This is a genomic window from Streptomyces blastmyceticus (assembly GCF_039521185.1).
GTDB classification, from domain to species: Bacteria; Actinomycetota; Actinomycetes; order Streptomycetales; family Streptomycetaceae; genus Streptomyces; species Streptomyces blastmyceticus.
Genome location: NZ_BAAABW010000011.1, coordinates 45,814 through 69,437, shown reverse-complemented (window position 1 = coordinate 69,437; position 23,624 = coordinate 45,814). Strand labels below are relative to the sequence as shown.

General features: G+C 71.6%; 22 protein-coding genes. 9 read left to right on the top strand and 13 right to left on the bottom strand.

Annotated elements, in window-relative coordinates:
- Positions 1–38: 38 nt before the first annotated feature.
- Positions 39–2,633 (bottom strand): ABC transporter ATP-binding protein/permease, encoded by a 2,595-nt coding sequence (locus tag ABD269_RS09780; protein ID WP_425572863.1) that lies wholly within the window; start codon positions 2,631–2,633, stop codon positions 39–41.
- Positions 2,634–2,865: 232 nt separating this feature from the next.
- On the opposite strand from ABD269_RS09780, the gene ABD269_RS09775 reads away from it, so the two are divergent.
- Entirely contained in the window at positions 2,866–4,545 is a 1,680-nt protein-coding gene (locus ABD269_RS09775) for a streptophobe family protein (protein WP_344117366.1), read from the top strand.
- Positions 4,546–4,628: 83 nt separating this feature from the next.
- On the top strand, positions 4,629–5,861 hold the full coding sequence (serB, locus tag ABD269_RS09770; protein WP_301888370.1) for a phosphoserine phosphatase SerB: 1,233 nt from the start codon (positions 4,629–4,631) through the stop codon (positions 5,859–5,861).
- 78 nt (positions 5,862–5,939) lie between these two features.
- On the opposite strand, the gene ABD269_RS09765 is transcribed toward serB, so the two are convergent.
- The 4 genes from ABD269_RS09765 to ABD269_RS09750 all read right to left on the bottom strand — a co-directional run bounded on the left by ABD269_RS09765 (position 5,940) and on the right by ABD269_RS09750 (position 8,360).
- The gene (locus tag ABD269_RS09765; RefSeq protein ID WP_344117365.1) at positions 5,940–6,458 is read right to left on the bottom strand and encodes a SixA phosphatase family protein; all 519 of its coding nucleotides are present in this window, start codon (positions 6,456–6,458) and stop codon (positions 5,940–5,942) included.
- A gap of 78 nt (positions 6,459–6,536) precedes the next feature.
- The gene (locus ABD269_RS09760) at positions 6,537–6,740 is read right to left on the bottom strand and encodes a hypothetical protein (protein ID WP_301888365.1); all 204 of its coding nucleotides are present in this window, start codon (positions 6,738–6,740) and stop codon (positions 6,537–6,539) included.
- Between the two features lie 169 nt (positions 6,741–6,909).
- A complete protein-coding gene (locus ABD269_RS09755; protein ID WP_301888363.1) occupies positions 6,910–7,032 on the bottom strand; it encodes an SGM_5486 family transporter-associated protein in 123 nt (40 codons plus the stop codon).
- 41 nt (positions 7,033–7,073) lie between these two features.
- Positions 7,074–8,360 (bottom strand): CynX/NimT family MFS transporter, encoded by a 1,287-nt coding sequence (locus ABD269_RS09750; protein WP_344117363.1) that lies wholly within the window; start codon positions 8,358–8,360, stop codon positions 7,074–7,076.
- Between the two features lie 39 nt (positions 8,361–8,399).
- Between ABD269_RS09750 and ABD269_RS09745 the strand changes: the two genes are divergently transcribed.
- On the top strand, positions 8,400–9,074 hold the full coding sequence (locus tag ABD269_RS09745; RefSeq protein WP_344117362.1) for a FadR/GntR family transcriptional regulator: 675 nt from the start codon (positions 8,400–8,402) through the stop codon (positions 9,072–9,074).
- Between the two features lie 11 nt (positions 9,075–9,085).
- Here the strand turns inward: ABD269_RS09745 and ABD269_RS09740 are convergent, their stop codons facing one another.
- The 3 genes from ABD269_RS09740 to fabG form a co-directional block, all read right to left on the bottom strand.
- Entirely contained in the window at positions 9,086–9,418 is a 333-nt protein-coding gene (locus ABD269_RS09740; RefSeq protein ID WP_116211070.1) for a hypothetical protein, read from the bottom strand.
- 147 nt (positions 9,419–9,565) lie between these two features.
- Positions 9,566–10,336 (bottom strand): enoyl-ACP reductase FabI, encoded by a 771-nt coding sequence (fabI, locus tag ABD269_RS09735; RefSeq protein ID WP_344117361.1) that lies wholly within the window; start codon positions 10,334–10,336, stop codon positions 9,566–9,568.
- Positions 10,337–10,341: 5 nt separating this feature from the next.
- On the bottom strand, positions 10,342–11,061 hold the full coding sequence (gene fabG, locus ABD269_RS09730; RefSeq protein WP_116211072.1) for a 3-oxoacyl-[acyl-carrier-protein] reductase: 720 nt from the start codon (positions 11,059–11,061) through the stop codon (positions 10,342–10,344).
- Positions 11,062–11,284: 223 nt separating this feature from the next.
- Here fabG and ABD269_RS09725 point away from each other — a divergent pair, with 223 nt between their 5' ends.
- The 3 genes from ABD269_RS09725 to tyrS all read left to right on the top strand — a co-directional run bounded on the left by ABD269_RS09725 (position 11,285) and on the right by tyrS (position 15,908).
- On the top strand, positions 11,285–12,820 hold the full coding sequence (locus tag ABD269_RS09725; protein WP_344117360.1) for a TldD/PmbA family protein: 1,536 nt from the start codon (positions 11,285–11,287) through the stop codon (positions 12,818–12,820).
- A 147-nt stretch (positions 12,821–12,967) separates the two neighbouring features.
- Positions 12,968–14,365: a metallopeptidase TldD-related protein gene (locus tag ABD269_RS09720; protein WP_344117359.1), complete on the top strand. Its 1,398-nt coding sequence runs from the start codon at positions 12,968–12,970 to the stop codon at positions 14,363–14,365.
- 130 nt (positions 14,366–14,495) lie between these two features.
- A complete protein-coding gene (tyrS, locus tag ABD269_RS09715) occupies positions 14,496–15,908 on the top strand; it encodes a tyrosine--tRNA ligase (RefSeq protein ID WP_344117358.1) in 1,413 nt (470 codons plus the stop codon).
- Between the two features lie 59 nt (positions 15,909–15,967).
- Here the strand turns inward: tyrS and ABD269_RS09710 are convergent, their stop codons facing one another.
- Entirely contained in the window at positions 15,968–16,246 is a 279-nt protein-coding gene (locus ABD269_RS09710) for a GlsB/YeaQ/YmgE family stress response membrane protein (RefSeq protein ID WP_344117357.1), read from the bottom strand.
- Between the two features lie 225 nt (positions 16,247–16,471).
- Here ABD269_RS09710 and ABD269_RS09705 point away from each other — a divergent pair, with 225 nt between their 5' ends.
- Positions 16,472–16,858, top strand: coding sequence for a DUF3099 domain-containing protein (locus tag ABD269_RS09705; protein WP_344117373.1), 387 nt, complete (start codon positions 16,472–16,474; stop codon positions 16,856–16,858).
- A gap of 230 nt (positions 16,859–17,088) precedes the next feature.
- A complete protein-coding gene (locus ABD269_RS09700) occupies positions 17,089–17,313 on the top strand; it encodes a hypothetical protein (RefSeq protein ID WP_116211078.1) in 225 nt (74 codons plus the stop codon).
- On the opposite strand, the gene moaA is transcribed toward ABD269_RS09700, so the two are convergent.
- From moaA to ABD269_RS09685, 3 genes are all read right to left on the bottom strand, one after another.
- Complete coding sequence (gene moaA / locus ABD269_RS09695) at positions 17,296–18,285, bottom strand: GTP 3',8-cyclase MoaA (RefSeq protein WP_301888345.1); 990 nt, start codon at positions 18,283–18,285, stop codon at positions 17,296–17,298. The two genes, ABD269_RS09700 and moaA, sit on opposite strands and share 18 nt — an antisense overlap.
- A gap of 144 nt (positions 18,286–18,429) precedes the next feature.
- Positions 18,430–20,046: a solute symporter family protein gene (locus ABD269_RS09690; protein ID WP_344117356.1), complete on the bottom strand. Its 1,617-nt coding sequence runs from the start codon at positions 20,044–20,046 to the stop codon at positions 18,430–18,432.
- A complete protein-coding gene (locus tag ABD269_RS09685; protein WP_425572861.1) occupies positions 20,043–20,423 on the bottom strand; it encodes a DUF485 domain-containing protein in 381 nt (126 codons plus the stop codon). Before ABD269_RS09685 ends, ABD269_RS09690 begins: the two co-directional genes overlap by 4 nt.
- 520 nt (positions 20,424–20,943) lie before the next feature.
- On the opposite strand from ABD269_RS09685, the gene ABD269_RS09680 reads away from it, so the two are divergent.
- Positions 20,944–22,464 (top strand): S8 family peptidase, encoded by a 1,521-nt coding sequence (locus ABD269_RS09680; protein WP_344117355.1) that lies wholly within the window; start codon positions 20,944–20,946, stop codon positions 22,462–22,464.
- A gap of 77 nt (positions 22,465–22,541) precedes the next feature.
- On the opposite strand, the gene ABD269_RS09675 is transcribed toward ABD269_RS09680, so the two are convergent.
- Positions 22,542–23,600 (bottom strand): zinc-dependent alcohol dehydrogenase family protein, encoded by a 1,059-nt coding sequence (locus ABD269_RS09675; protein WP_301888338.1) that lies wholly within the window; start codon positions 23,598–23,600, stop codon positions 22,542–22,544.
- Positions 23,601–23,624 lie beyond the last annotated feature (24 nt).

Below are 23,624 nucleotides of genomic sequence, written 5' to 3'. Positions count from 1 at the left end.
GTCCGGGTGCCGCCCTTCGGCGTATGTGCTGTGCCGCGTTACTTGCGCATGACCTCGGGCTCGTGGCGGCGCAGCAGCCGCGCGACCACGAAGCCGCAGAGCACGCCGAGGGCGATGAGCACGAGCACGTCGATGCTCCACTGGCCCGCGGTGTGCGCCCACAGCGGGTCGACGTTGTTGCGGTCGTTCTTGTCCATCGGCGCCATGATGTGCGACAGGTCGAGCGTCGCGGCGGAGGCACCGATGGCCCAGCGGGAGGGCATCAGCCAGGCGAACTGCTCGATGCCCGGCGAGTCGTAGATCTTGAACATGATGCCGGTGAAGACGACCTGGACGATCGCGAACATCACCAGCAGCGGCATGGTCTTCTCGGCGGTCTTCACCAGGGAGGAGATGACGAGGCCGATCATCATCGAGGTGAAGCCGAGCGCGATGATCACCAGGCAGATCTCGACGGCCGGGAGGTTCTTCACGATCAGGCCGTGCTCGGGCAGCTTGCGGACCGAGAAGCCGATGGCGCAGATGAGGGCGCCCTGCACCGCGGTGATCGCGCCGAGGACGATCACCTTGGACATCAGATACGCGGAGCGGGACAGGCCGACGGCGCGTTCCCGTTCGTAGATGACCCGTTCCTTGATCAGCTCGCGGACGGAGTTGGCGGCGCCGGAGAAGCACATGCCGACCGCGAGGATCAGCATGATCGTGCCCGCGTCCTGGTTGAAGTGCCCCTTGTCCGGCGCGCCGAGGCCGTAGTCGGAGGGGATCACACAGCTCACGCCGCCGAGCACGGCGGGCAGGATGAGCATCAGGCCGATGAAGCCGCGGTCGGAGGCGATGACCGAGGCGTAGCGGCGCATCAGGGTCCACAGCTGGGAGCCCCAGCTCTGCGGCTTGGGCGGGCGGACCATCTGCGGCTGGACGTGCACGGACTGCGGGGCGACGGCGTCGATGTCCGCGGCGTACATCTGGTAGTGCTGCGAGCCGCGCCAGCGGCCCGACCAGTCGTAGTCGCGGTAGTTCTCGAAGGCCGAGAAGACGTCCGCCCAGGTGTCGTAGCCGAAGAAGTTGAGCGCCTCCTCGGGCGGGCCGAAGTAGGCGACCGAACCGCCGGGGGCCATCACCAGCAGCTTGTCGCAGATCGCGAGCTCGGCGACGGAGTGGGTGACCACCAGGACCGTGCGGCCGTCGTCGGCGAGGCCGCGGAGCAGCTGCATCACATCGCGGTCCATGCCCGGGTCGAGGCCGGAGGTGGGCTCGTCCAGGAAGATCAGCGAGGGCTTGGTGAGCAGCTCCAGGGCGACGGAGACGCGCTTGCGCTGACCGCCCGAGAGGGAGGTGACCTTTTTGTCCTTGTGGATGTCGAGCTTGAGCTCGGCGAGCACCTCACCTATCCGGGCCTCGCGCTCGGAGGCCGCGGTGTCGCCGGGGAAGCGGAGCTTGGCGGCGTAGCGCAGCGCCTTCTGGACGGTGAGCTCCTTGTGCAGGATGTCGTCCTGCGGGACCAGACCGATGCGCTGGCGCAGCTCGGCGAACTGCTTGTAGAGATTGCGGTTGTCGTAGAGGACGTCGCCCTCGTTCGCCGGGCGGTAGCCGGTGAGCGCCTTGAGCAGCGTGGACTTGCCGGAGCCGGACGGGCCGATGACGGCGATCAGCGACTTCTCGGGGACGCCGAAGGAGACGTCCTTGAGGATCTGCTTGCCGCCGTCGACCGTGACCGTGAGGTGGCGGGCGGAGAAGGAGACGTCGCCGGTGTCGACGAACTCCTCCAGCCGGTCGCCGACCAGGCGGAAGGTGGAGTGACCGACGCCCACGATGTCGTGGGGGCCGATGATCTGCTGACGGACCGGCTGGCCGTTGACGTAGGTGCCGTTGTGGCTGCCGAGGTCGACGATCTCGAAGCGGCCGTCGGCGGTGGCCCGGAACTCGGCGTGGTGCCGGGAGACCTGGAGGTCGGAGACGACCAGCTCGTTCTCCAGGGCACGGCCGATGCGCATCACACCGCGGCCGACGGCCATCTGATGGAAGCTGGTCGGGCTGCGGTCGCCGTAGACCGGCGGATTGCCGCCGCCCTGCGGCGGGGTGCCACCGTGCGCCGGGGGCTGCTGCGCGGGCTCCGGCGCCTGCTGCGGGACGTACGCCTGCTGCGGGTGCTGCTGGTGCGCCTGCGGCTGGTGCTGCTGCCAGGCGTCCTGACCCTGCTGCTGGTACGGGGGCTGCTGCCAGCCGGCCCCGGGCTGCTGGTGCTGCGGCGGCTGGTGGTGCGCCGGAGCCTGCGGCGCGGCCATCGCGGTCTGCGCGCTGTAGAGGTCGGCGGCCGGGGCTCCGACCCCGGCACCGGCTCCGGCAGCGGCGAGATTCAGCCGCGGGCCGTCCGTGGCGTTGCCCAGGTGCACGGTCGAACCGGGGCCGATTTCCATCTGGTGGATCCGCTGCCCCTGCACGTATGTGCCGTTGGTGCTGCCGTGGTCCTCGATGACCCAACTGCGCCCGCCCCAGCGCACGGTGGCGTGCCGCCACGAGACGCGGGCGTCCTGCAGCACCATGTCACCCTGCGGATCGCGCCCCAGGGTGTACGACCTGGACGGATCGAGCGTCCAGGTCTGTCCATTCAATTCCAGTACGAGTTCCGGCACTCCATGCCCCACTACTTGTCCCCCGATGAGCCCCCTGCACAGGGAGTCTAGGGATGGCGAACATCGGGAGGAACTATTTCAGGCACAGTCCCCGAACCAAAAGTCGGGGAAGGGCGCAACCCGGTAACGGGCGCCGTTGACGGACCCGAAACACACCCTGAGAGTGGTTACCGCCACGGATACGTACGGATCATGCGCATCCGGGCAGCGTGGCGGGATCGGGGGGTCCGTGATGATCGGCGAAAAGCGTGGGCGCGGGGGCGGCGGAATCTCCGCCGCGGAGCTGATTCTTACCTCAATAGCCGCTGTGAGCTGGGCTTTTCTCGCTATGGCGGGAATTGCGGCACTGGGACTGCATTTACTCGGTGCGGATACGGCGGGTGCGCTGGGGCCGATGACCGCGGCCGCCGTTGTTCTCGCGGTGGGCGGCTCCGTCACTCCTTCGGGCGATCTGGAGGCATTCGGTCTGAAGGGCGCGGCGGCGCACAGCGCCATCGAAATCGCGCCACTGGGCGTGAGCCTGGCGGGCGCGCTCCTGCTGGGCCTGGTCTTCGCGCGGTCGCTGCGCACGGCCGGTGCCACGCTGTCCGTCCGCGAGCTCGCCGTGCGGGCGGGCACGGTGGCCGTGCTCTTCCTGCTGCTGCTCGGCGGGCTGGCCTGGGTCGGCTCGGACACGGTCACGATCGACGGGAGCGGCCTGGGCCTCGGCGGCACGAGCGGCGGCGGCCTGGTGATCCCCGGGGTCGGGGACATCGGGAACATCGGCGGCGGCCTGCCCGACCGGCTCGCCGGACTGGCGCGCGCCAAGGCCTCCGTGGGCTTCTCCGTGCGGACCGGCCCCTCGCTGCTCGGCGGCGCGGTGTGGGTGCTCGGCGTCCTGCTGATCACCGTGCTGGCGGCGCGGCGGGCACCGCTGCCGCGCGGCTGGGAGGTGCTGCACCGGGGGGTGCGCCCGGCGGTCTCGGCGCTGTGCGCGGTGCTGGTCGTGGCGGTCGGCGCGGGGCTGGCGGCGGCGCTGTTCGCGGCGGCGAGCGACGCCCACGCGAAGCGGGTGCTGGGCGCGGCGCTGCTCGGGACGCCCAACGGGGTGTGGCTCGCGGTGCCGCTGGGGCTCCTGGTGTCCTGGCGGGGCACGGCCACCGGGGCGCTGGTCCAGGTACTGCCCTCGCCGCTGGACGAGTTGCTGAGCGCCAAGGCCGACGAGCCGGTGACGCTGGGACGCCTCGCCGAACTCGACGGGCGGGTGTGGCTGCTGGGGTTCGCCTGCGCCCTGATGATCCTCGGGGCGGGGGTGCTCACCGCGGTCCGCACACCCCGGGGCGAGCTGGGCGTGCTCGCCTTCGCGGGGCGCTGCGCGATGTCGCTGGGGGTGGCGACCGCACTCGCGCTGCCGCTGCTGGTGCTGGCGACCCGCGTCAAGGCGGACGCCGGGCTTTCGGTCCTGGGCTTCGACGCCGTGGGGGCGGGCCTGGAGCTGACGGGCGACGCCCCGATGGCCCTGGGCCTGGGCGCGCTGTGGGGCACGGTCGCGGGGGCGGCCGGGGGGCTGCTGGCCTGCGCGGTCGGGGCGGCGGGACGGCGCGCGGCGGGCCCCCGTCCCCGTACGGGCGCCGGCGGCGCTCGTACGTACCCCGACCTGGCCTATCTGCCGGGCCCGTACAACCCCTCTCCGCCCCACCGGCCCGCGCAGGACGAGACGAATCCATACAAGCGCGACGAGGCGAACCCCTACCGCCGGCCACCGGCCGCCGACCACTTCAGCGCGCCCACTCAGCCCGGGACACCTCTGCCCCCGCCCCGGCCGCGCCCCCGGCGGGGGTACGGATACGGTGCGCCCGCTCCGGAAGAGGGGCCGCCGCCTCCGGGACCGCCGCCCGGCCCGCCCCCGGGACCGCCGTACGGACAGCGTTAACGCGCCGTAGTCCGTCTCTTCGCCGTCCGGTCGGCGGGACAGGTGTACGGATCACCCGCGGGGCCGGATACGGTGGGAGCACCATGAGCGCATCGCAGACCTCGCCTGCCACCGCCGCCACCGGCGACGACGTACCCACCCTCCTCGTCAAGATCTTCGGGAAGGACCGGCCGGGCATCACCGCCGGACTGTTCGACACGCTCGCCGCGTTCGCCGTCGACGTCGTCGACATCGAGCAGGTCGTCACCCGGGGCCGGATCACCCTCTGCGCGCTGGTCACCGCCCCGTCGGGCGGGGGTCCGATGGAGGGCGAGCTGCGGGCGACGGTGCACAGTTGGGCGGACTCGCTGCACCTCCAGGCGGAGATCATCTCCGGCCGGGGCGACAACAGGCCGCGTGGCACCGGGCGTTCCCACGTCACGGTGCTCGGCCATCCGCTGACCGCCGAGTCGACGGCCGCGATCGCGGCCCGGATCACCGGCACCGGCGGCAACATCGACCGCATCTTCCGGCTCGCCAAGTACCCGGTGACGGCAGTGGAGTTCGCGGTCTCGGGCACCGAGACCGAGTCGCTGCGGACCGCGCTGGCCATGGAGGCTGCGGCGCGTGGGGTGGATGTGGCGGTTGTGGCGGCCGGCCTCCAGCGGCGGGCGCAGCGCCTGATCGTCATGGACGTGGACTCGACGCTGATCCAGGACGAGGTCATCGAGCTGTTCGCGGCGCACGCCGGGTGCGAGGCGGAGGTCGCGGAGATCACCGCGCAGGCGATGCGCGGCGAGCTGGACTTCGAACAGTCGCTGCACGCCCGGGTCGCGCTGCTGGCCGGGCTGGACGAGTCCGTGGTGGACAAGGTGCGGGCCGAGGTCCGGCTCACCCCGGGCGCCCGGACCCTGATCCGGACGCTGAAGCGGCTCGGCTATCAGGTGGGCGTGGTCTCCGGTGGGTTCACCCAGGTCACGGACGACCTGCGGGAGCGGCTTGGCCTGGACTTCGCGTCGGCGAACACCCTGGAGGTCGTCGACGGCCGGCTGACCGGCCGCGTCACCGGGGAGATCGTGGACCGCGCGGGCAAGGCGCGCCTGCTGCGGCGCTTCGCCGCGGAGGCGGGGGTGCCGCTCGCGCAGACGGTCGCGATCGGGGACGGGGCGAACGATCTGGACATGCTGAACGCGGCAGGTCTCGGGGTCGCGTTCAACGCGAAGCCGGTGGTGCGGGAGGCGGCGCACACGGCGGTGAACGTGCCGTTCCTGGACACGGTGCTCTATCTTCTGGGCGTCACTCGGGAAGAGGTCGAGGCGGCCAACACTCACGAGTAGCCCTGCGGGCCGCACCCGGGATACGAGGGGGGCCTGTTCGCTTCCGGGTGCCCCGCCGTTGCCGCAGTGCGGGCCGCGCTAGCCGTGCGGCGGCCAGAAGGCCACCAGGCTGCCGACTCCGTGCTCCACCGACTTCCATGAACCCGTGAACGTGAGCACCGCGATCGACGCCGTCGGGAAGCCGGAGCGGTTCATGCGCGCGAGCGTGTCGCCCTCCGCGCTTCCCGCGAGGGCGTCCGCCAGTCCGTGCATCCCCGGGTTGTGCCCCACCAGGAGCAGGTCCGCCACGTCTTCCGGGGTTTCGTTGATCACGGCGATGAGCTCGCCGAGCGAGGCCTCGTACAGCCGGTCCTCGTACACCGTGCGCGGGCGCTGCGGCAGCTCGTGGACCGCGAGCTTCCATGTCTCGCGCGTGCGGGCGGAGGTGGAGCAGAGGACGAGGTCGGGGACGATGCCGGAGCCGGCGAGCCTGCGTCCTGCGACGGGGGCGTCCTTGCGGCCGCGCTCCGCGAGGGGACGCTCGTGGTCGTCCACGTCGGACCATTCGGCCTTGGCGTGGCGGAGAAGGACGATCCTGCGGGTCGGTTCGGCGCTCATGCTTTCCAGCTTCGCATGAAAAGGGCGGCGAGGCGCGGGGTGTTGGGAGGCCGTTCCCTCCTCGGTGGCACGCGCCGACTACCCGCCGAGCGTGTGCTGGACGAACTGCACGACGCGCTCGAGCGAGCCCGTCGCACCGGCCGCCGTGCCGGACTCCGCCGACGCGGGCGAGGACAGCAGCAGGAAGAGGGTCACGAAGGCCACCGCGGGGAGCACCAGGCCCCACCACGGGAGCCTGGTCTGCACGGTGCCGTACGTGCGGTGCTTCGTGCCGGCGGACATGGGATCGCCTCCGAGTGGGTCCAGGGCCACCGCGCCTTCGCGGTGTACTACGAACCTACGGACGGCGGCGTCCCGGTCCCATCCGGTGAACCACCCACTTGCCCCTGACTCGGCCCCCCTAGGGGATGGGGGGTTAACCCCACCCTCCGCCGGAACGGCGCGTCGGGGATCAGGGTGAGGCGAGGGTCGCGATCACCGCGATGACGACGGTGATCGCGAGCATCACACCGAGGATGGTGATCAGCGTCTTCTGGCCGTTCTTGGGATTCGGGTCGAGCACGGGCTGCTGCATGGCACCAGTGTCGCACCCCCGTCGGCGGCTTTTCGGCCGGGTCAGATCTCGTCCTCCACCGTGCGGTCGCGCCCCGCGAGCACCCCCGCCACGATCTGAGGCACCATCAGCGAAGCCATCAGGGCGATCGGCCAGTTCCAGCCACCGGTGCTCTCGTTGAGCCAGCCCACGAGCAGCGGACCGGGGATGGAGATGAGGTAGCCGATGCTCTGGGCGAAGGCGGACAGCCGCACCATGCCCGCGCCGGTGCGGGCGCGCATGCCGATCATGGTGAGGGCGAGCGGGAAGGCGCTGTTGGAGACGCCGAGGAGCACCACCCACAGCCAGGCGCCGCCCTTGGGGGCCAGCCACAGACCCGCGTAGCCCGCGAGGCCGAAGACGGCGAGGGTGACGGCCAGGACGCCCTGGTGGGGCAGGCGGGCGGCGAGGCGCGGCAGCAGGAAGGCGATCGGGACGCCCACCACCATCGTCGTCGCGGCCAGCAGACCGGCGGTGGAGGCGGAGACCCCGGCGTCCCGGAAGATCACGGGCAGCCAGCCCATGACGATGTACGCGCCGGTGGCCTGGAGGCCGAAGAAGACGGCCAGCGCCCAGGCGGTGGCGCTGCGGGTGATGCTCCTGCCGCTGGTCTCCCGCACGGCACCGGCGGCGGGCGCGGCATCGCTTTCCGTCCTGCCGCGGGCGCTGATGGCCAGCCAGGCCAGGGCCGCCGCGGCGGCGAGGACGGCCCATGCGGCGAGGCCGTACTTCCAACTGCCGCCCATGGCGTGGGTCAGCGGGACAGTGACGGCGCCCGCGACACCGGCGCCGCCGGAGAGCGCCATGGAGTAGAGGCCGGTCATCGGGCCGACGCGGTCGGGGAACCAGCGCTTGACGACGACCGGCATCAGGACGTTGCTCAGGGCGATGCCCGCGAGCGCGAGGGCGCTCAGGGCCAGGAAGGCGGGGACCCCGCCGCCGAAGGGACGCAGCGCGAGCCCGGCGGCTATCGCCGCCATCCCGGCGCAGACCACCGGGGCGGGTCCCCAGCGCCGGGCCAGCCGGGGCGCGGCGAGGCCGAAGACCGCGAAGCACAGGGTGGGCACGGAGGTGAGCAGCCCGGCGAGGGCGCCGCTCATGCCGAATCCGGCCTTCACCTCCTTCATCAGCGCACCGAGGCTGGTGATCGCGGGGCGGAGGTTGAGGGCGGCGAGGACGAGCCCCACGGCGAGGAGCAGGGTCCGCGGGCGGGCGGGTCCGCGCGCCGGGGCAGGAGCGGGCGTGTCGGTGGCCGGTGCCGGTGCGGCCGCGCCGGCCGTCGTGAGATCTTCGTCTGCCGTGTGTGCCATACCGGCATCATAGAATCATGGGATGAATGGAGCACGACAATGGCGCCTCTGACATCTCCCCGGCGTTCCCCCCTCGTCGACCAGGTGATCGCGGAGCTGCGCAACCAGATCACCTCCGGCGAGTGGCCCGTCGGCTCGCGCATCCCCACCGAGCCCGCGCTCGTGGAACAGCTCGGCGTGGCCCGCAACACCGTGCGCGAGGCCGTGCGCGCCCTGGCGCACAACGGCCTGCTGGACATCCGCCAGGGCTCGGGCACCTATGTCGTCGCCACCAGCGAGCTCGCCGGGGTGATGAACCGCCGCTTCGCGCAGGCGGACCCGCTGCACGTGGCGGAGCTGCGCAGCGCCCTGGAGACGCAGGCGGCCCGGCTGGCCGCCCGGCGGCGCACCGAGCACGACCTCGCCCAGCTGACGGCGCTGCTGGAGCGGCGCGAGGAGGCCTGGCGCTCGGGGGACGCGGAGCAGTTCGTGGAGGCCGACGCCACCCTGCACACGGCGGTGGTCGCCGCGGCGCACAACGAGGTGCTGGCGGAGGTGTACGCGGATCTGGGCGGGGTGCTCCGCCAGTTCCTGCGCGCGGACGTCGGCACGGAGCTGAGGCCCGAGGGGCTGGCCGACCACGGCAGGCTGGTGGCCGCGATCAGGGACGGTGACGAGCGGACGGCGGAGGAGGAGGCGGGCCGCTATCCGTACGGCTGCCGCGGCGTGCGCTGAGGGCGGGCCCGTCAGCCGGGGGTGTGCGTCACCCAGGCGTGGCGTATCCCCAGCCAGCAGCGCTGGGTGAGGGAGACGTGGCGGGCCGGGGTGACCGCGACGGGCGCGGTGTCCATGTCCGGGTCCCACCAGCGGACGCACTCGATGTGCAGCTGTACGCGATCGATGGTGGAGTTGCCGTTGAAACAGTCGGCCGTGGCGTGCGAGCCGCGGACGCGGGTGCTGCACTCTGCTTCGAGCGTCGCGTCCGGCCCGGGCGCCGCGGAGGCGGGCGGGCACACGGCACCGGCCAGGGCGGCGGTGGCGAACAACAGGGCCGCCGTTCGGCGGAGCGGGCAGTTCATGTCCGTACCTCCTCCCGTCCCCAACAGTGTGCGGGCGGAGGCCGAGGTTCTCGACTCGGGCGCTCACGCCCGGTGTGCGCATACGCGAAGGCCGCGCCGCTGCCCACCGGACAGCGGCGCGGCCTTCGTACGCCTCGGGGCCCTGGCTCAGGCGCCCATCATGTGCACGCCGCCGTCGACGTGGACGATCTCGCCCGTGGTGCGCGGGAAGAAGTCCGACAGCAGACCGACGACGCCGCGGCCGGCCGGCTCCGGGTCGGTCAGGTCCCAGCTGATCGGGGCGCGGTGGTTCCACACGTCCGCGAGCTCCTCGAAGCCCGGGATGGACTTCGCGGCGATCGACTTGAGCGGACCGGCCGAGATCAGGTTGCAGCGGATGCCCTTGGGACCGAGGTCACGGGCGAGGTAGCGGTTGGTGGACTCCAGGGCCGCCTTGGCCACGCCCATCCAGTCGTACTTCGGCCAGGCGATCTGCGCGTCGAAGGTCAGACCCACGATCGAGCCGCCCTCGCGCATCAGCGGGAGCAGGGCCATGGCCAGCGACTTGTAGGAGTACGCCGAGACCTGGACGGCCGTGCCGACGTCCTCCCAGCTCGCCTCCAGGAAGTTGAAGGCGCCCTGCGGGCCGAAGGCGATGGAGTGCACGATGCCGTCGAGGGCCACGCCCTCGCCGAGGTGCTCGCGCACCTTGTCGGCCAGCCCGTCGAGCTGCTCCTGGTTGCTGACGTCCAGCTCGATCACCGGCGCGGGCTTCGGCAGCCGCTTGGCGATGCGCTCGACCAGGGAGAGCCGGCCGAAGCCGGTCAGGATGACCTCGGCGCCCTCGTTCTGGGCCACCTTGGCCGCCTGGAAGGCGATCGACTGCTCGGTCAGGACACCCGTGATCAGGATGCGCTTGCCTGCGAGGATTCCACTCATGACGTTCAGTGACCCATGCCCAATCCGCCGTCGACAGGAATGACGGCTCCAGTGATGTATGCGGCCTCGTCGGAGGCGAGGAAGCGGACCGAGGCGGCGATCTCCTCGGGCTGTGCGTAACGCGTGAGCGGCACCTGCTTCACGATGTTCGCCCGCTGCTCGTCGCTGAGCGCCCGGGTCATGTCGGTGTCCACGAAGCCGGGCGCGACGACATTGATCGTGATGTTGCGGGAGCCCAGCTCACGGGCGATCGAGCGGGCGAAGCCGACGAGGCCCGCCTTGGAGGCGGCGTAGTTGGCCTGGCCCGCCGAGCCCAACAGGCCGACGACGGAGGAAATCAGCACCACGCGGCCCTTGCGGGCCCGCAGCATGGCCTTCGAGGCGCGCTTGACGACCCGGAAGGTGCCGGTGAGGTTGGTGTCCACCACGGAGGTGAAGTCCTCCTCGGACATCCGCAGCAGCAGCTGGTCGCGGGTGATGCCGGCGTTGGCCACCAGCACCTCGACCGCGCCCTGCTTCTCCTCGATCTCCTTGTAGGCCTGCTCGACCTGCTCGGGGTCCGTGATGTCGCACTTCACGGCGAGGCAGCCCAGTTCCATGAGCGCCTCCGGCGGCTCACCGGAACGGTAGGTGATGGCGACCTTGTCCCCCGCCTCCGCGAACGCGCGGGCGATGGCGAGGCCGATGCCCCGGTTTCCTCCGGTGACGAGAACCGAGCGGCTCAAGGGATCACCCTTCCGTTTCTTTCATGGTGCTGCTGACTACACCGAAACGTATCGGTAGTGGTCATCGAAGAGAGAATCGACCTGCGACAGGGGCACGCGGCACACACTGTTGGATCTCTACAGAACCGGTCGTCCCCCGCACCCGGCCCGAGGAGCGGAAACGCGGTGCGTGGGCCACCCGTCAGGCGGCATGATTCACAGCGACGACCCTCGGGAGGACCCTGTGCCCCATTCCACGCCCCATTCCATCGACGACTCATTCCTCGCGCTGCCGCTGCGGCCGCTCGCCGACGCCGCGCTCGCCCGCGCCCGCGCGCTCGGTGCCGACCACGCGGACTTCCGGTTCGAGCGGGTGCGCAGCGCCTCCTGGCGGCTGCGCGACGCCCGGCCCGCGGGCTCGACGGACGCCACCGACCAGGGCTACGCGGTGCGCGTGGTGCACGGCGGGAGCTGGGGGTTCGCCGCGGGCGTGGAGCTGACGATGGACGCGGCCGCGCGCGTGGCCGGGCAGGCCGTCGCGATGGCGAAGCTGTCGGCGAAGGTGATCGCGGCGGCGGGCTCCGACGAGAGGGTGGAGCTGGCCGCCGAGCCGGTGCACGCGGAGCGCACCTGGGTCTCCGCGTACGAGGTCAACCCCTTCGAGGTGCCCGACGCCGAGAAGACGGCCCTGCTCGCGGACTGGAGCGGCCGGCTGCTGGCCGCGGACGGGGTGTCGCACACCGACGCCACGCTGACGACCGTGCAGGAGAACAAGTTCTACGCCGACTCGGCGGGCACCACGACCACCCAGCAGCGCGTCCGCGTGCACCCGCAGCTGACCGCGACCGCGGTGGACCCGGCGACCGGCGACTTCGACACCATGCGCACCATCGCGCCGCCGGCCGGCCGCGGCTGGGAGTACCTCACGGGCACCGGCTGGGACTGGGACGCCGAACTGGCGGAGATGCCGGGGCTGTTGGCCGAGAAGATGCGCGCGCCGAGCGTCCGGGCCGGCACGTACGACCTGGTCGTCGACCCGTCCAACCTGTGGCTGACGATCCACGAGTCGATCGGCCACGCCACCGAGCTGGACCGGGCGCTGGGCTACGAGGCGGCGTACGCGGGCACGTCGTTCGCGACCTTCGACAAGCTGGGCAGCCTCCGCTACGGCTCGAAGATCATGAACGTGACGGGCGACCGGACCGCCGAGCACGGCCTGGCGACCATCGGCTACGACGACGAGGGCGTGCAGGCCCAGTCCTGGGACCTCGTCAAGGACGGCGTCCTCACCGGCTACCAGCTCGACCGCCGGATCGCGAAGCTCACCGGCTTCGAGCGCTCCAACGGCTGCGCGTTCGCCGACTCCCCCTCGCACGTGCCCGTGCAGCGGATGGCGAACGTCTCGCTCCAGCCGGCGCCCGGCGGGCCGTCGACGGAGGAGCTGATCTCGGGCGTCGAGAACGGCATCTACGTCGTGGGCGACCGCTCGTGGTCGATCGACATGCAGCGGTACAACTTCCAGTTCACCGGGCAGCGCTTCTTCAGGATCGAGAACGGGCGGCTGGCCGGGCAGCTGCGGGACGTCGCCTACCAGGCGACGACGACGGACTTCTGGGGCTCGATGGCGGCGGTCGGCGGACCGCAGACGTACGTCCTGGGCGGCGCGTTCAACTGCGGCAAGGCCCAGCCGGGCCAGATCGCCGCGGTCTCCCACGGCTGCCCCTCCGCGCTCTTCACGGGCGTCAACATCCTGAACACGACGCAGGAGGCGGGTCAGTGAGCGCGCAGCACGGATCCGGCCGGGGGTCCGGGGGTCGTCCCCCGGGCAAGCACAGTCTGAACACGACGCAGGAGGCGGGTCAGTGAGCGCGCAGCACGGGCCCGGCCCGCGGAAGCACAGTCTGAACACCACGCAGGAGGCGGGTCAGTGAGCCCTCGTAGCAGGAACAAGCCGCACGAGATCGTCGAGCGTGCCCTGGAGCTGTCGCGCGCCGACGGCTGTGTCGTGATCGCGAGCGAGGACTCCACCGCCAATCTGCGCTGGGCGGGCAACGCGCTCACCACCAACGGCGTCACCCGCGGCCGCACCGTCACGGTGATCGCGACCGTCGACGGCGCCGAGGGCACGGCCTCCGGGGTCGTCTCCCGCTCCGCGGTCACCGCGGACGAGCTGGAGCCGCTGGTCCGGGCCGCCGAGGCCGCCGCCCGGGAGGCGGGCCCCGCCGAGGACGCCCAGCCGCTGGTGACGGGCGTCCCGCACTCCCCCGGCTTCACCGAGGCGCCCGCCGAGACCTCCCCGGCGGTCTTCGACGCCTTCGCGCCCGCGCTCGGCGAGTCCTTCGCCCGGGCCCGCGCCGAGGGCCGCGAGCTGTACGGCTTCGCCCTCCACCGGATGGACTCCCACTACGTGGGCTCCTCCGCCGGGCTGCGGCTCCGCCACGACCAGCCCACCGGCACCCTGGAGCTCAACGCCAAGTCCCCGGACCGCACGCGCTCCGCGTGGGCGGGCCGCGCCACCCGTGACTTCACGGACGTGGACCCCGCGGCGCTGGACGCCGAGCTGGCCCGGCGGCTCGCCTGGGCCCGTACGAAGGTCGAGCTGCCGGCCGGGCGGTACGAGACGCTGCTCCCGCCGACCGCCGTCGCCGACCTGATGATCTACCAGGCGTGGTCGGCGACGGCCCGGGAGGCGGCGGAGGGCCGTACGGTCTTCTCCAAGCCCGGCGGTGGCACGCGAATCGGCGAGAGGCTGTCCAAGCTGCCGCTGTCGCTGCGCAGCGACCCGGCGTACCCCGGCCTGCAGTGCGCGCCGTTCGTGCTCGCGGGCAGTTCCGGCGAGGACGCGTCGGTCTTCGACAACGGGCTGCCGCTCTCCGCCACGGACTGGATCCGCGAGGGGGTGCTGGAGCGGCTGGCCACGACCCGCCACACCGCCGGGCTGACGGACCTCCCGGTCACCCCGGCCGTCGACAACCTCATCCTGGACGCGGGCGGCACCCGCTCGCTCGACGAGATGGTCGCCGACACCGAGCGCGGGCTGCTGCTGACCTCCCTGTGGTACATCCGCGAGGTCGACCCGGCGTCGCTGCTGCTCACCGGGCTCACCCGGGACGGCGTCTATCTGGTCGAGAAGGGCGAGGTCGTCGGCGAGGTCAACAACTTCCGCTTCAACGAGTCCCCGGTCTCCGTGCTCTCCCGGGCCACGGAGGCGGGCCGCACCGAGCAGACGCTGCCGCGCGAGTGGGGCGACTACTTCAGCCGGGCGGCGATGCCCGCGCTGCGGGTGCCCGACTTCAACATGAGCTCGGTCAGCCAGGGGGTGTGACGGCCGGGCGGGGGTGGGACAGCCAGGGCGCGCGACCGGGCCGAATAGACTGGGCGCGTCCGTCCACCCCCTCTCGTCCCCTCTCCTTCTTTTCCTTTCCTCGTCCGTCCCCTCGATCCCCAGGAACGTCATGACACGCCTCGGCGAATCCGTCGCCCGCGCCAGCGAGCTCCTCGCGCAGGACCTCTCCTCCGACCAGACCGTCCAGCGGCTGCTCACGGAGACGGGCTCGCGGAGCTATCTCGACCTGACGGATCTGTCGGCGAAGGAGCAGGCCGAGCTGATCGCGGCCCGCACGGTCGAGGTGCTGCCGGGCGTGGACAAGCTCGCCGCGCGCATCGACGAGCGCCGGGCCGCGGGCAAGGGCCTGAGCATCAAGCTGGGCATCGACCCGACCGGCAGCGACGTGCACCTCGGGCACGCCGTGCCGGTGATCATCCTCAGCCGCTTCCAGCGGATGGGCCACGACGTCACGCTGCTCATCGGCGACTTCACCGCCAAGATCGGCGACCCGACGGGCCGTACGGCGGAGCGCCCGCCGCTCACCGACGAGGACATCGCGAGGAACCTGGCGGGCTACCGCGAGCAGGTCCGGCCGTTCTTCGACTTCGAGAAGGTCAGCTTCCGGCAGAACAGCGAGTGGCTGGCGCCGTACACCTTCCCGGAGCTGCTGGCCCTGCTGGCGCACGTGCCGGTCTCGCAGCTGCTCCAGCGCGAGGACTTCCGCACCCGCCTCTCCTCGGGCTCCGGCCTGACGATGACGGAGATGCTCTACCCGATCGCGCAGGGCCTGGACTCCGTGGCCCTGGAGTGCGACGTGGAGCTGGGCGGCGCCGACCAGCTGCTCAACCTGCAGATGGGCCGCAGGCTCATGGAGCTGAAGGGCCAGAAGCCGCAGCTCGTCGTCACCATGCCGCTGATCGAGGGCACGGACGGCACGGGCGCGAAGATGTCCAAGTCCAAGAACAACTACGTCGCGATGTCCGCGCCCGCCGACGACGTCTTCGGCAAGATCATGTCGGTGCCGGACCGGCTGATGGAGCCGTACCTCAAGGCGTGGACCGAATGGACGGACGAGGAGATCGCGCTCGTCCTGGCCCGCGTGGCGGAGCGCGCCCTGCACCCGATGGACCTCAAGAAGGTCCTGGCGGGCGAGGTCGTGACCGCGCTGTACGGGGTCGAGGCGGCGATGGCGGCGCGCGCCGGCTTCATCGCGCAGTTCTCGAAGAAGAGCTTCACGGACGTCGAGAGCCTGCCGGTGGTGGAGCTCGCGGAGCACGGTTCCGAGGCGGTGACGGCCGTGCTCAGCCAGGTGCTGGGCTTCCAGCCGAGCGCTTCCGCGGCGCGGCGGGTGGCGAAGCAGAACGGTCTGCGACTGATCGTCGAGCACGGCGAGGGGCAGGAGGCCGTCGTGCTTCCCGAGGCCGACGCGATCCGCCCGCTGGGCGAGGTGGTCGCGGAGACGCTGGCCAAGGCGGCGGTTTCCGCGTCCGGTGTGTACCTCAAGGCCGGCCGCAAGGTCGCCGAGATCCGCGGCCTGTAAGCAGGGCTCCGGTCCTCGTACGCCGGACGGGCTGACTCGCTCAGCCCGTCCGGCGTTTTTCACGCGCGGGTCTTCTTCCCTCCCCGCATCGCCACCCACAGGCGGTCGCCCACGCCGACCACGAGCACGGCCCCGGCCAGCTGCAGCAGATGGCGGCCCCAGTCGATGCCCTTGGTCTCGTTGATGCCGAGGCCCGTGGCCGCCCAGTTGCCCAGAACGCTGCCGATCATGCCGAAGATGATCGTCAGCCAGAGGGGGATCTGCTGCTTGCCCGGCAGGATCGCCTTGGCGATCAGGCCCAGCACCAGTCCGACGATGATGGCCCACAACCAGCTCATGTCGCCTCCTCGTGCGGCGCGATATGGCGTGCCCCGCCATTCTGGGGCCGCTCGCGGTACGGCGCACTTCGGACCGGCGCCTACGCCGGGTGCATGAGAGAGATGCAGGTCGGGACGGGGGCCTGTGGGCCGCCCCCGGTCTCGTACGCGGGCCGGGGGCGGCGTAACGTTGAATACGTCCTGGACAAATGGCGTGTCCTGGTGGCGAGCGGGTGGTGGAACGTGATGCGGAAGCTGGGCCGGCCGGAGGTCGTCAGGATCACCGGGGCCCGACGGGGTCTGGCCGAGGACGTGCGCGGCCGCCAGCGGCGGTACGTCTTCTCGATGCTCGTGCGCACCCTCTCCGTGGTGCTGACCGTGGTGCTGTGGAACGTCGAGCGCTATGTGGCCATCGGCACGCTGATCCTGGGCGCGCTGCTCCCCTATGTGGCCGTCGTGATCGCCAACGCGGGCCGGGAGAACGTCCCTTCGCTGCCCGGCACGTTCGTCCCCGCGCCGACCCGGCCGGTGCTGATGCCCGGCCCCGCGGTGCACCCGGCGGAACCCTCGGCGGAAGCGGGCCACGGCGACGGCCGGCCGTCTTCCGGTGATCAGGGGCGTGACCACAACTGATGTGCGGGCGTGGGCGCGCGGGCCGGTGCGCGCGCTGCCAAGCTCAAGAAAACCTCAGATCAATCATGTGGTTTCAGTGCCGCTCGCCGGTCACCCCGTGACATACTTCCTAAGCGCTCCGCATCCCCCGTCGGAGCGACAGACCGACGCCGGGCGGCTCCCCCCGTGGCTGCCCGGCGTCGCCGTGTCCGCGTGGCCCGGGGCCGTGCCGGTGGTCGTAGAGTCTGGGTGTGAACTCCCCCGATACCGCTGTGATCTGTTCCGCCAAGGGCTGCCGAGCCGCCGCCGTGTGGGTGCTGGCGTGGAACAACCCCAAGCTGCACACGCCCGATCGCCGCAAGACATGGCTCGCGTGCGACGAGCACCGCGAGCACCTGTCCAACTTCCTTGATCTGCGCGGCTTCCTGAAGGACGTGGTGACCCTCGAGGAGTGGGAGTCAGCCGCCGATCGCTGACATCGGGCGCCGGGGCTGGAGGAAGGCGGGGTCGTCCAGGCCCGAGCCGGCCTTCTTGCCCCACGTCGCGCGCCGCCAGAAGTCGGCTATCTCCTCGTCGGAGGCGCCCGAGCGCAGCACGCCCCGCAGGTCCGACTCCTCACGCGCGAACAGGCAGGTGCGGATCTGCCCGTCGGCGGTGAGCCGGGTGCGGTCGCAGGCGGCGCAGAAGGGGCGGGTCACGGAGGCGATCACTCCGACGCGGGCGGGCCCGCCGTCGACGAGCCACCGCTCGGCGGGTGCGGAGCCGCGCTCGTCGCCGCCCTCCGGGGTGAGGCGGAAGCGTGTGCGGAGGCTCGCGAGGATGTCCTCCGCGGTGATCATCCCGTCGCGTTTCCAGCCGTGTTGGGCGTCAAGGGGCATCTGCTCGATGAAGCGCAGCTCATAGTCGTTCGCGACGGCCCAGGCGAGGAGGTCGGGGGCCTCGTCGGCGTTGAGGCCGGGCATCAGCACGGCGTTGACCTTCACGGGCGTGAGACCGGCGGCGCGGGCGGCCGCGAGGCCGTCGAGGACGTCCTGGTGGCGCTTGCGCCGGGTCAGGGTGTGGAAGACGTCGGGGCGCAGGGTGTCGAGGGAGACGTTGACGCGGTCGAGCCCGGCGGCCGCGAGGGCGTGGGCGGTGCGCTCCAGGCCGATGCCGTTGGTGGTGAGGGACAGCCTCGGGCGCGGCAGGAGGGCCGCGCAGCGCTCGACGATGGAGACGAGGCCGGGCCGCAGCAGGGGCTCACCGCCGGTGAAGCGGACCTCGGTGACACCCAGTGCCGTGACGGCTGTCCGCACCAGGCGGACGATCTCGTCGTCGGTGAGGAGGTCGGGCTTGGCGAGCCACTGGAGGCCCTCTTCGGGCATGCAGTAGGTGCAGCGGAGGTTGCACCGGTCGGTGAGGGAGACGCGCAGGTCGGTTGCGGCGCGACCGTAGGTGTCGATGAGCACGGTTGCGGCCCCTCCTGCGGACTGGAACGGTGATTCGTTCGGTGTTCCGCAGCGTACGCGATGCCCCTGACGTTCAACAGTTCGTTGAACGCGGGGCAGGCGTACGGTCCCTGCCGGGACGAGGGGCCGTCGGGCGGGCCGGGGTCAGTGCGCCCCGTGGCCGGTGAGGGCGCGGACCTCCAGCTCGGCGTACTTCCGCGGGTCCGGCTGCTCCTTGGACAGCAGCGAGCCCAGCCAGCCCAGCAGGAAGCCGAGCGGGATGGAGACGAGGCCGGGGTTGCCGAGCGGGAAGTAGTCGAAGCTCATGCCGGGGAAGAGCGCCTTGGGGTTGCCGGAGACCACCGGAGAGATGATCACCAGGGTGACCGAGGAGACCAGCCCGCCGTAGATCGACCACAGGGCGCCCTGGGTGGTGAAGCGCTTCCAGAAGAGGCTGTAGAGGATCGTGGGGAGGTTGGCGGAGGCGGCGACCGCGAAGGCCAGGGCGACCAGCGCGGCCGCGTTGAGGCGGTGGGCGAAGATGCCGAGGACGATGGAGATCGCGCCGATGACGACGGCGGCGCACTTGGCGGTGAGGATCTCCTCCTTCTCGCTCGTGCGGCCCTTGCGGATGACGTTGGCCCACAGGTCGTGGGCGAAGGACGCCGAGGAGGCGAGGGTGAGGCCCGCGACCACGGCGAGGATGGTCGCGAAGGCGACCGCGGAGATGACGGCGAGGAGCACCGCGCCGCCGGTGGACCCGGCGCCGCCGCCGACCTCCTGGGCGAGCAGCGGGGCCGCGGTGTTGCCGGACTCGTTGGAGGCGATGATCGCCTTGGGGCCGACCAGGGCCGCGGCGCCGAAGCCCAGCGCGATGGTCATCAGATAGAAGGCGCCGATGATGCCGATGGCCCAGTTCACGGACTTCCGGGCGGCCTTGGCGGTGGGCACGGTGTAGAAGCGGATCAGGATGTGCGGGAGCCCCGCGGTGCCGAGGACGAGGGCGAGGCCGAGCGAGATGAAGTTCAGCTTGGAGGTGCCGTCCTTGCCGTACTGCAGGCCGGGTTCGAGGAATGCCTTGCCCTTGCCGCTGGCGTCGGCGGCGCGGCCGAGGAGCGTGGAGACGTTCCAGCCGACCTTGTTGAGCACGAGGACGGTGATCAGCAGGGTGCCCGCGATGAGCATGACCGCCTTGACGATCTGCACCCAGGTGGTGCCCTTCATGCCGCCGATGGTCACGTACAGCACCATGACCAGGCCGACGAGGCCGATGATCCAGCGGCGCGAGCCCTCGCCGGTGGCGCCGAGGAGCAGGGCGACCAGTGCGCCCGCGCCGACCATCTGGGCGAGCAGGTAGAAGATCGAGACGACGATGGTGGAGGTGCCCGCCGCGGTGCGTACGGGCCGCTGCTTGAGCCGGTGGGCGAGCACGTCGGCCATGGTGAAGCGGCCGGAGTTGCGCAGCGGTTCGGCGACCAGGAGCAGGGCGACCAGCCAGGCGACGAGGAAGCCGATGGAGTAGAGGAAGCCGTCGTAGCCGAAGAGGGCGATGGCGCCGGCGATGCCGAGGAAGGACGCCGCGGACATGTAGTCACCGGAGATGGCCAGGCCGTTCTGGAAGCCGGTGAAGGAGCGGCCGCCGGCGTAGAAGTCGGTGGCGTCCTTGGTCTGCCGGCCGGCCCAGATGGTGATGCCGAGGGTCGCGGCGACGAAGACCGAGAAGAGCGTGATGATCAGGGTGCGGTGGTCACTGGCCGCGCCCGCGGCGAGAGGCAGGCTCATTCCCCTGCCTCCAGACGGGTGCGCAGGGCCTCGGAGCGGGGGTCGAGCTCGGCGGCCGCGTGCCGGGAGTACCACCAGGCGATCAGGAAGGTGGTGAGGAACTGGGCGAGGCCGAAGACGAAGGCGACGTTGATGTTACCGACGACCTCGGTGCCCATGAAGCCGCCCGCGTAGTTGGAGAGCAGCACGTAGAGCAGGTACCAGGCGATGAAGGCGACGGTCAGCGGGAAGGCGAACGAGCGCTGGGCGCGGCGCAGTTCGCCGAATTCGGCGCTCGCCTGCATCTCGGTGTAGCGGTCGGGTTCGGCGGAGGAGACGGCGAGGTCGGGGCTGCCCGGCTCGTCCGGTTCCTGCGCGGTGGTCGGTGCGGTATCCACGGTCTCTCCTGACGGGGTGTTGCGGGGGCGCGAACCGTTGACCTGTGATCCGGATCACGCATCGTAGAGGCAGGTCGCAGTATGCGACAGGGGGGCGGACGGCGATTTCGGGGAGAGCGGGCGCGCGGTGCGACACCGGCCGCCCGCACCCTCGTTGACCCTGGTGTGAGCGATGCGCCACCACCTCCCCCGCCGTTCCCCGGTCGACGACCGTTCGGGATCGTCAGGTTGACGGCACCCATAGCGGCGGTGTCGACCGGCCGGCCGGCCGCGATCCCGGGAGCGGGCCGCTGGTACGGGCCGCGGGTGCCGCTGCCCCCGCTGAGCATCGACGGGTTGCGCGACCCGAGCCTGCCGCCGCCTTCTTGACGCATCGTCATATGCGCCGGTGTGCGACCTTATCCGGGCTTTGTGCCGGCGATTCATTGCCCGGTGCGAAGATCGGCGCTAGCTTCACTCGTCATGTACCCGTCCGTGCGCGGCAAGGCGCCCGGCGGTTTTCGGATGATGTGGAGAACCCATGGCCCATCTGCGCTCCAGACGTCGCCACTCCTTGTTGGCCGTCCCCGTCGGGCTCGCCCTCACCGCCTCGCTCGGCTTCCTGCCCGGCGCGGCCTCGGCCGCCCCGCAGGGCACACCGCAGGCGAAGGCCCCCGTCACCACGGGCGGGCCCCTGCTGTCGTACGTCGTCAACACCACCGCCGACCGGGCCACCGTCGCCCGGGTGGGCAAGGCCGTCACCGCGGCCGGGGGCAGCGTGCTGACCTCCTACGAACGGATAGGCGTGATCGTCGCCCACTCCTCCAACCCCGGCTTCGCGGCGGCGCTGCGCGCGGTGCCGGGCGTGCAGTCGGCGGGCGCCACCCGCACCGCGCCCATCGTCCCGGCCGCCACCACCGACATCGGCCCGCCCGAGAAGGTGAAGCCGCCGAAGAGCAGCTCCCTGAGCGCCTCCCGCTCGCTCGCCTCCGGCAAGGAGCCCCTGGAGAGCCTCCAGTGGGACCTGCCCGCCATCAAGGCCGACCAGGCGGCGAAGGTCAACGGCGGCAGCCGGAAGGTCACCGTCGGGGTCATCGACACCGGCGTGGACGACACCCACCCCGACCTCGCCCCGAACTTCTCCAGGAGCCAGTCCGCGAGCTGCGTCAGCGGCAAGGCCGACACCAGCGCCGGGGCCTGGCGCCCCTTCGACCCGGCGAAGGACTACCACGGCACGCACGTGGCGGGCACGATAGCCGCCGCCCGCAACGGCATCGGCGTGGCCGGTGTCGCACCCGGCGTCAAGGTCTCCGCCATCAAGGTCTCGCAGCCGAAGACCAGTTCCTTCTACGCGGAGAGCGTCGTCTGTGCCTTCGTCTTCGCCGCCGAGCACAACATCGCGGTGACGAACAACAGCTATTACGTCGACCCGTGGATGTTCAACTGCACGACCGACCCGGACCAGAAGGCCATAGCCGAGTCCATCGGCCGCGCCACGAAGTACGCCGAGAGCAAGGGCACGGTCAACGTCGCCTCCGCGGGCAACTCCAACTTCGACCTGGCCGCCAAGGAGATCACCGACGCGTCCAGCCCCAACGACACCAAGCCGCCGGTGACCCGCAAGATCGACCCCTCGGTCTGCCTCGACGTCCCCGCGCAGCTCCCCGGTGTCATCACGGTCGCCGCGACCGGCGCCAAGTCGGCGAAGTCGTACTACTCCAACTACGGCCTGGGCCAGATCGACGTGGCGGCCCCCGGCGGTGACCAGTTCCAACTGCCCGAGCTGCCCGGCAAGGACGGCCGCATCCTCTCCACGCTGCCCGGCGGCGACTACGGCTTCCTCCAGGGCACGTCGATGGCCGGCCCGCACGTGGCGGGCGTGGTGGCGCTCCTGAAGAGCACGCACCCCAGGTCGACGCCGCAGGAGATCCAGTGGATCCTCAAGGCGCAGGCGCACAACCCTGGTTGCACGGCGGCGGACAAGGCGTGCGCGGGCACCGCGCAGGTGAACGGCTTCTACGGCTACGGCATCGTCGACGCGCTCGCCGCGGTCCAGGACTGAGGTTCCCGAAGCGGCTGCGCCGCTTGTCCTCAATCGCCGGACGGGCCGGTTCCGGCCCGTCCGGCGAACGCCTCACGTCACGGTTTGATGAGCACCTTCAGCGCCGTACGGTCGTCCATCGCCCGGTAGCCGTCCGGGACGCCGTCCAGGTCCACCGTCATGTCGAAGACCGGTGACGGGTCGATCGTGCCGTCCAGGACGTCCGGGAGCAGCTCGGGGATGTAGGTGCGGACGGGGGCGACGCCGCCGCGGACGGCGATGTTGTTGTCGAACATCAGCCGCAGGTCCAGCCCGCTGCCGCTGCCGTGCGGGACGCCGACGTAGCCGACGGCGCCGCCGGGCCGGGTGATGCCCAGCGCCGTCCGCATGGACTGCTCCGTGCCGACCGCCTCGATCACGGCGTGCGCGCCCTGACCGCGCGTCAGCTCCCGCACCGCGGCTATCGCCGCCTCGCCGCGCTCCGCGACCACGTCGGTGGCGCCGAATTTCCGCGCGATGGCGGTGCGCGCCTCGTGCCGGCCGAGGGCGATGATCCGCTCCGCGCCGAGCCGCTTGGCGGCCAGCACCGCGCACAGGCCGACCGCGCCGTCACCGACGACGGCGACCGTGGCCCCGGGCCGTACGCCCGCGCCCAGCGCCGCGTGGTGGCCGGTGCCCATCACGTCGGAGAGGGTGAGCACCGCGTCCAGCAGCCGGCTGTCGCCGTACGGGGTGTCGGGGGCGAGCTCGGCGGGGATCCGCACCAGCGTGGCGTCGGCGAACGGCACGCGGACGGCCTCGCCCTGGCCGCCGTCGGAGCCCGGCGCGCCCCAGAAGCCGCCGTGTTCGCAGGAGGTGGTCAGCCCGTCGACGCAGTAGTCGCACACGCCGTCCGACCACATGAAGGGCGCGAGGACGAGCTCCCCGGGCTTGAGTCCGGTCACCTCGGGGCCGGTCTCCATGACCATGCCGAGGAACTCGTGGCCGATGCGCTGCCCGGGCTCCCGGGCGGCCTCGCCCCGGTAGGCCCACAGGTCGCTGCCGCAGATGCAGGCCCGCATCACCCGCACGACGGCGTCGCCCGGCCGCTGGATCCGGGGGTCCGGGACGTCCTCGATCCGGATGTCGTGGGGGGCGTGGATGGTGGTCGCGCGCATGGTGCTGTTCCTTGCCTGCTCAAA

What these genes read in the sequence shown, in the direction of transcription:
- ABD269_RS09775 (WP_344117366.1), top strand. Translation starts at nt 2,866, where the DNA reads ATGATCGGCGAAAAGCGTGGGCGCGGGGGCGGCGGAATCTCCGCCGCG.
- serB (WP_301888370.1), top strand. Translation starts at nt 4,629, where the DNA reads ATGAGCGCATCGCAGACCTCGCCTGCCACCGCCGCCACCGGCGACGAC.
- ABD269_RS09765 (WP_344117365.1), bottom strand. Translation starts at nt 6,458, where the DNA reads ATGAGCGCCGAACCGACCCGCAGGATCGTCCTTCTCCGCCACGCCAAG.
- ABD269_RS09760 (WP_301888365.1), bottom strand. Translation starts at nt 6,740, where the DNA reads ATGTCCGCCGGCACGAAGCACCGCACGTACGGCACCGTGCAGACCAGG.
- ABD269_RS09755 (WP_301888363.1), bottom strand. Translation starts at nt 7,032, where the DNA reads ATGCAGCAGCCCGTGCTCGACCCGAATCCCAAGAACGGCCAGAAGACG.
- ABD269_RS09750 (WP_344117363.1), bottom strand. Translation starts at nt 8,360, where the DNA reads ATGGCACACACGGCAGACGAAGATCTCACGACGGCCGGCGCGGCCGCA.
- ABD269_RS09745 (WP_344117362.1), top strand. Translation starts at nt 8,400, where the DNA reads ATGGCGCCTCTGACATCTCCCCGGCGTTCCCCCCTCGTCGACCAGGTG.
- ABD269_RS09740 (WP_116211070.1), bottom strand. Translation starts at nt 9,418, where the DNA reads ATGAACTGCCCGCTCCGCCGAACGGCGGCCCTGTTGTTCGCCACCGCC.
- fabI (WP_344117361.1), bottom strand. Translation starts at nt 10,336, where the DNA reads ATGAGTGGAATCCTCGCAGGCAAGCGCATCCTGATCACGGGTGTCCTG.
- tyrS (WP_344117358.1), top strand. Translation starts at nt 14,496, where the DNA reads ATGACACGCCTCGGCGAATCCGTCGCCCGCGCCAGCGAGCTCCTCGCG.
- ABD269_RS09710 (WP_344117357.1), bottom strand. Translation starts at nt 16,246, where the DNA reads ATGAGCTGGTTGTGGGCCATCATCGTCGGACTGGTGCTGGGCCTGATC.
- ABD269_RS09705 (WP_344117373.1), top strand. Translation starts at nt 16,472, where the DNA reads ATGCGGAAGCTGGGCCGGCCGGAGGTCGTCAGGATCACCGGGGCCCGA.
- ABD269_RS09690 (WP_344117356.1), bottom strand. Translation starts at nt 20,046, where the DNA reads ATGAGCCTGCCTCTCGCCGCGGGCGCGGCCAGTGACCACCGCACCCTG.
- ABD269_RS09680 (WP_344117355.1), top strand. Translation starts at nt 20,944, where the DNA reads ATGGCCCATCTGCGCTCCAGACGTCGCCACTCCTTGTTGGCCGTCCCC.
- ABD269_RS09675 (WP_301888338.1), bottom strand. Translation starts at nt 23,600, where the DNA reads ATGCGCGCGACCACCATCCACGCCCCCCACGACATCCGGATCGAGGAC.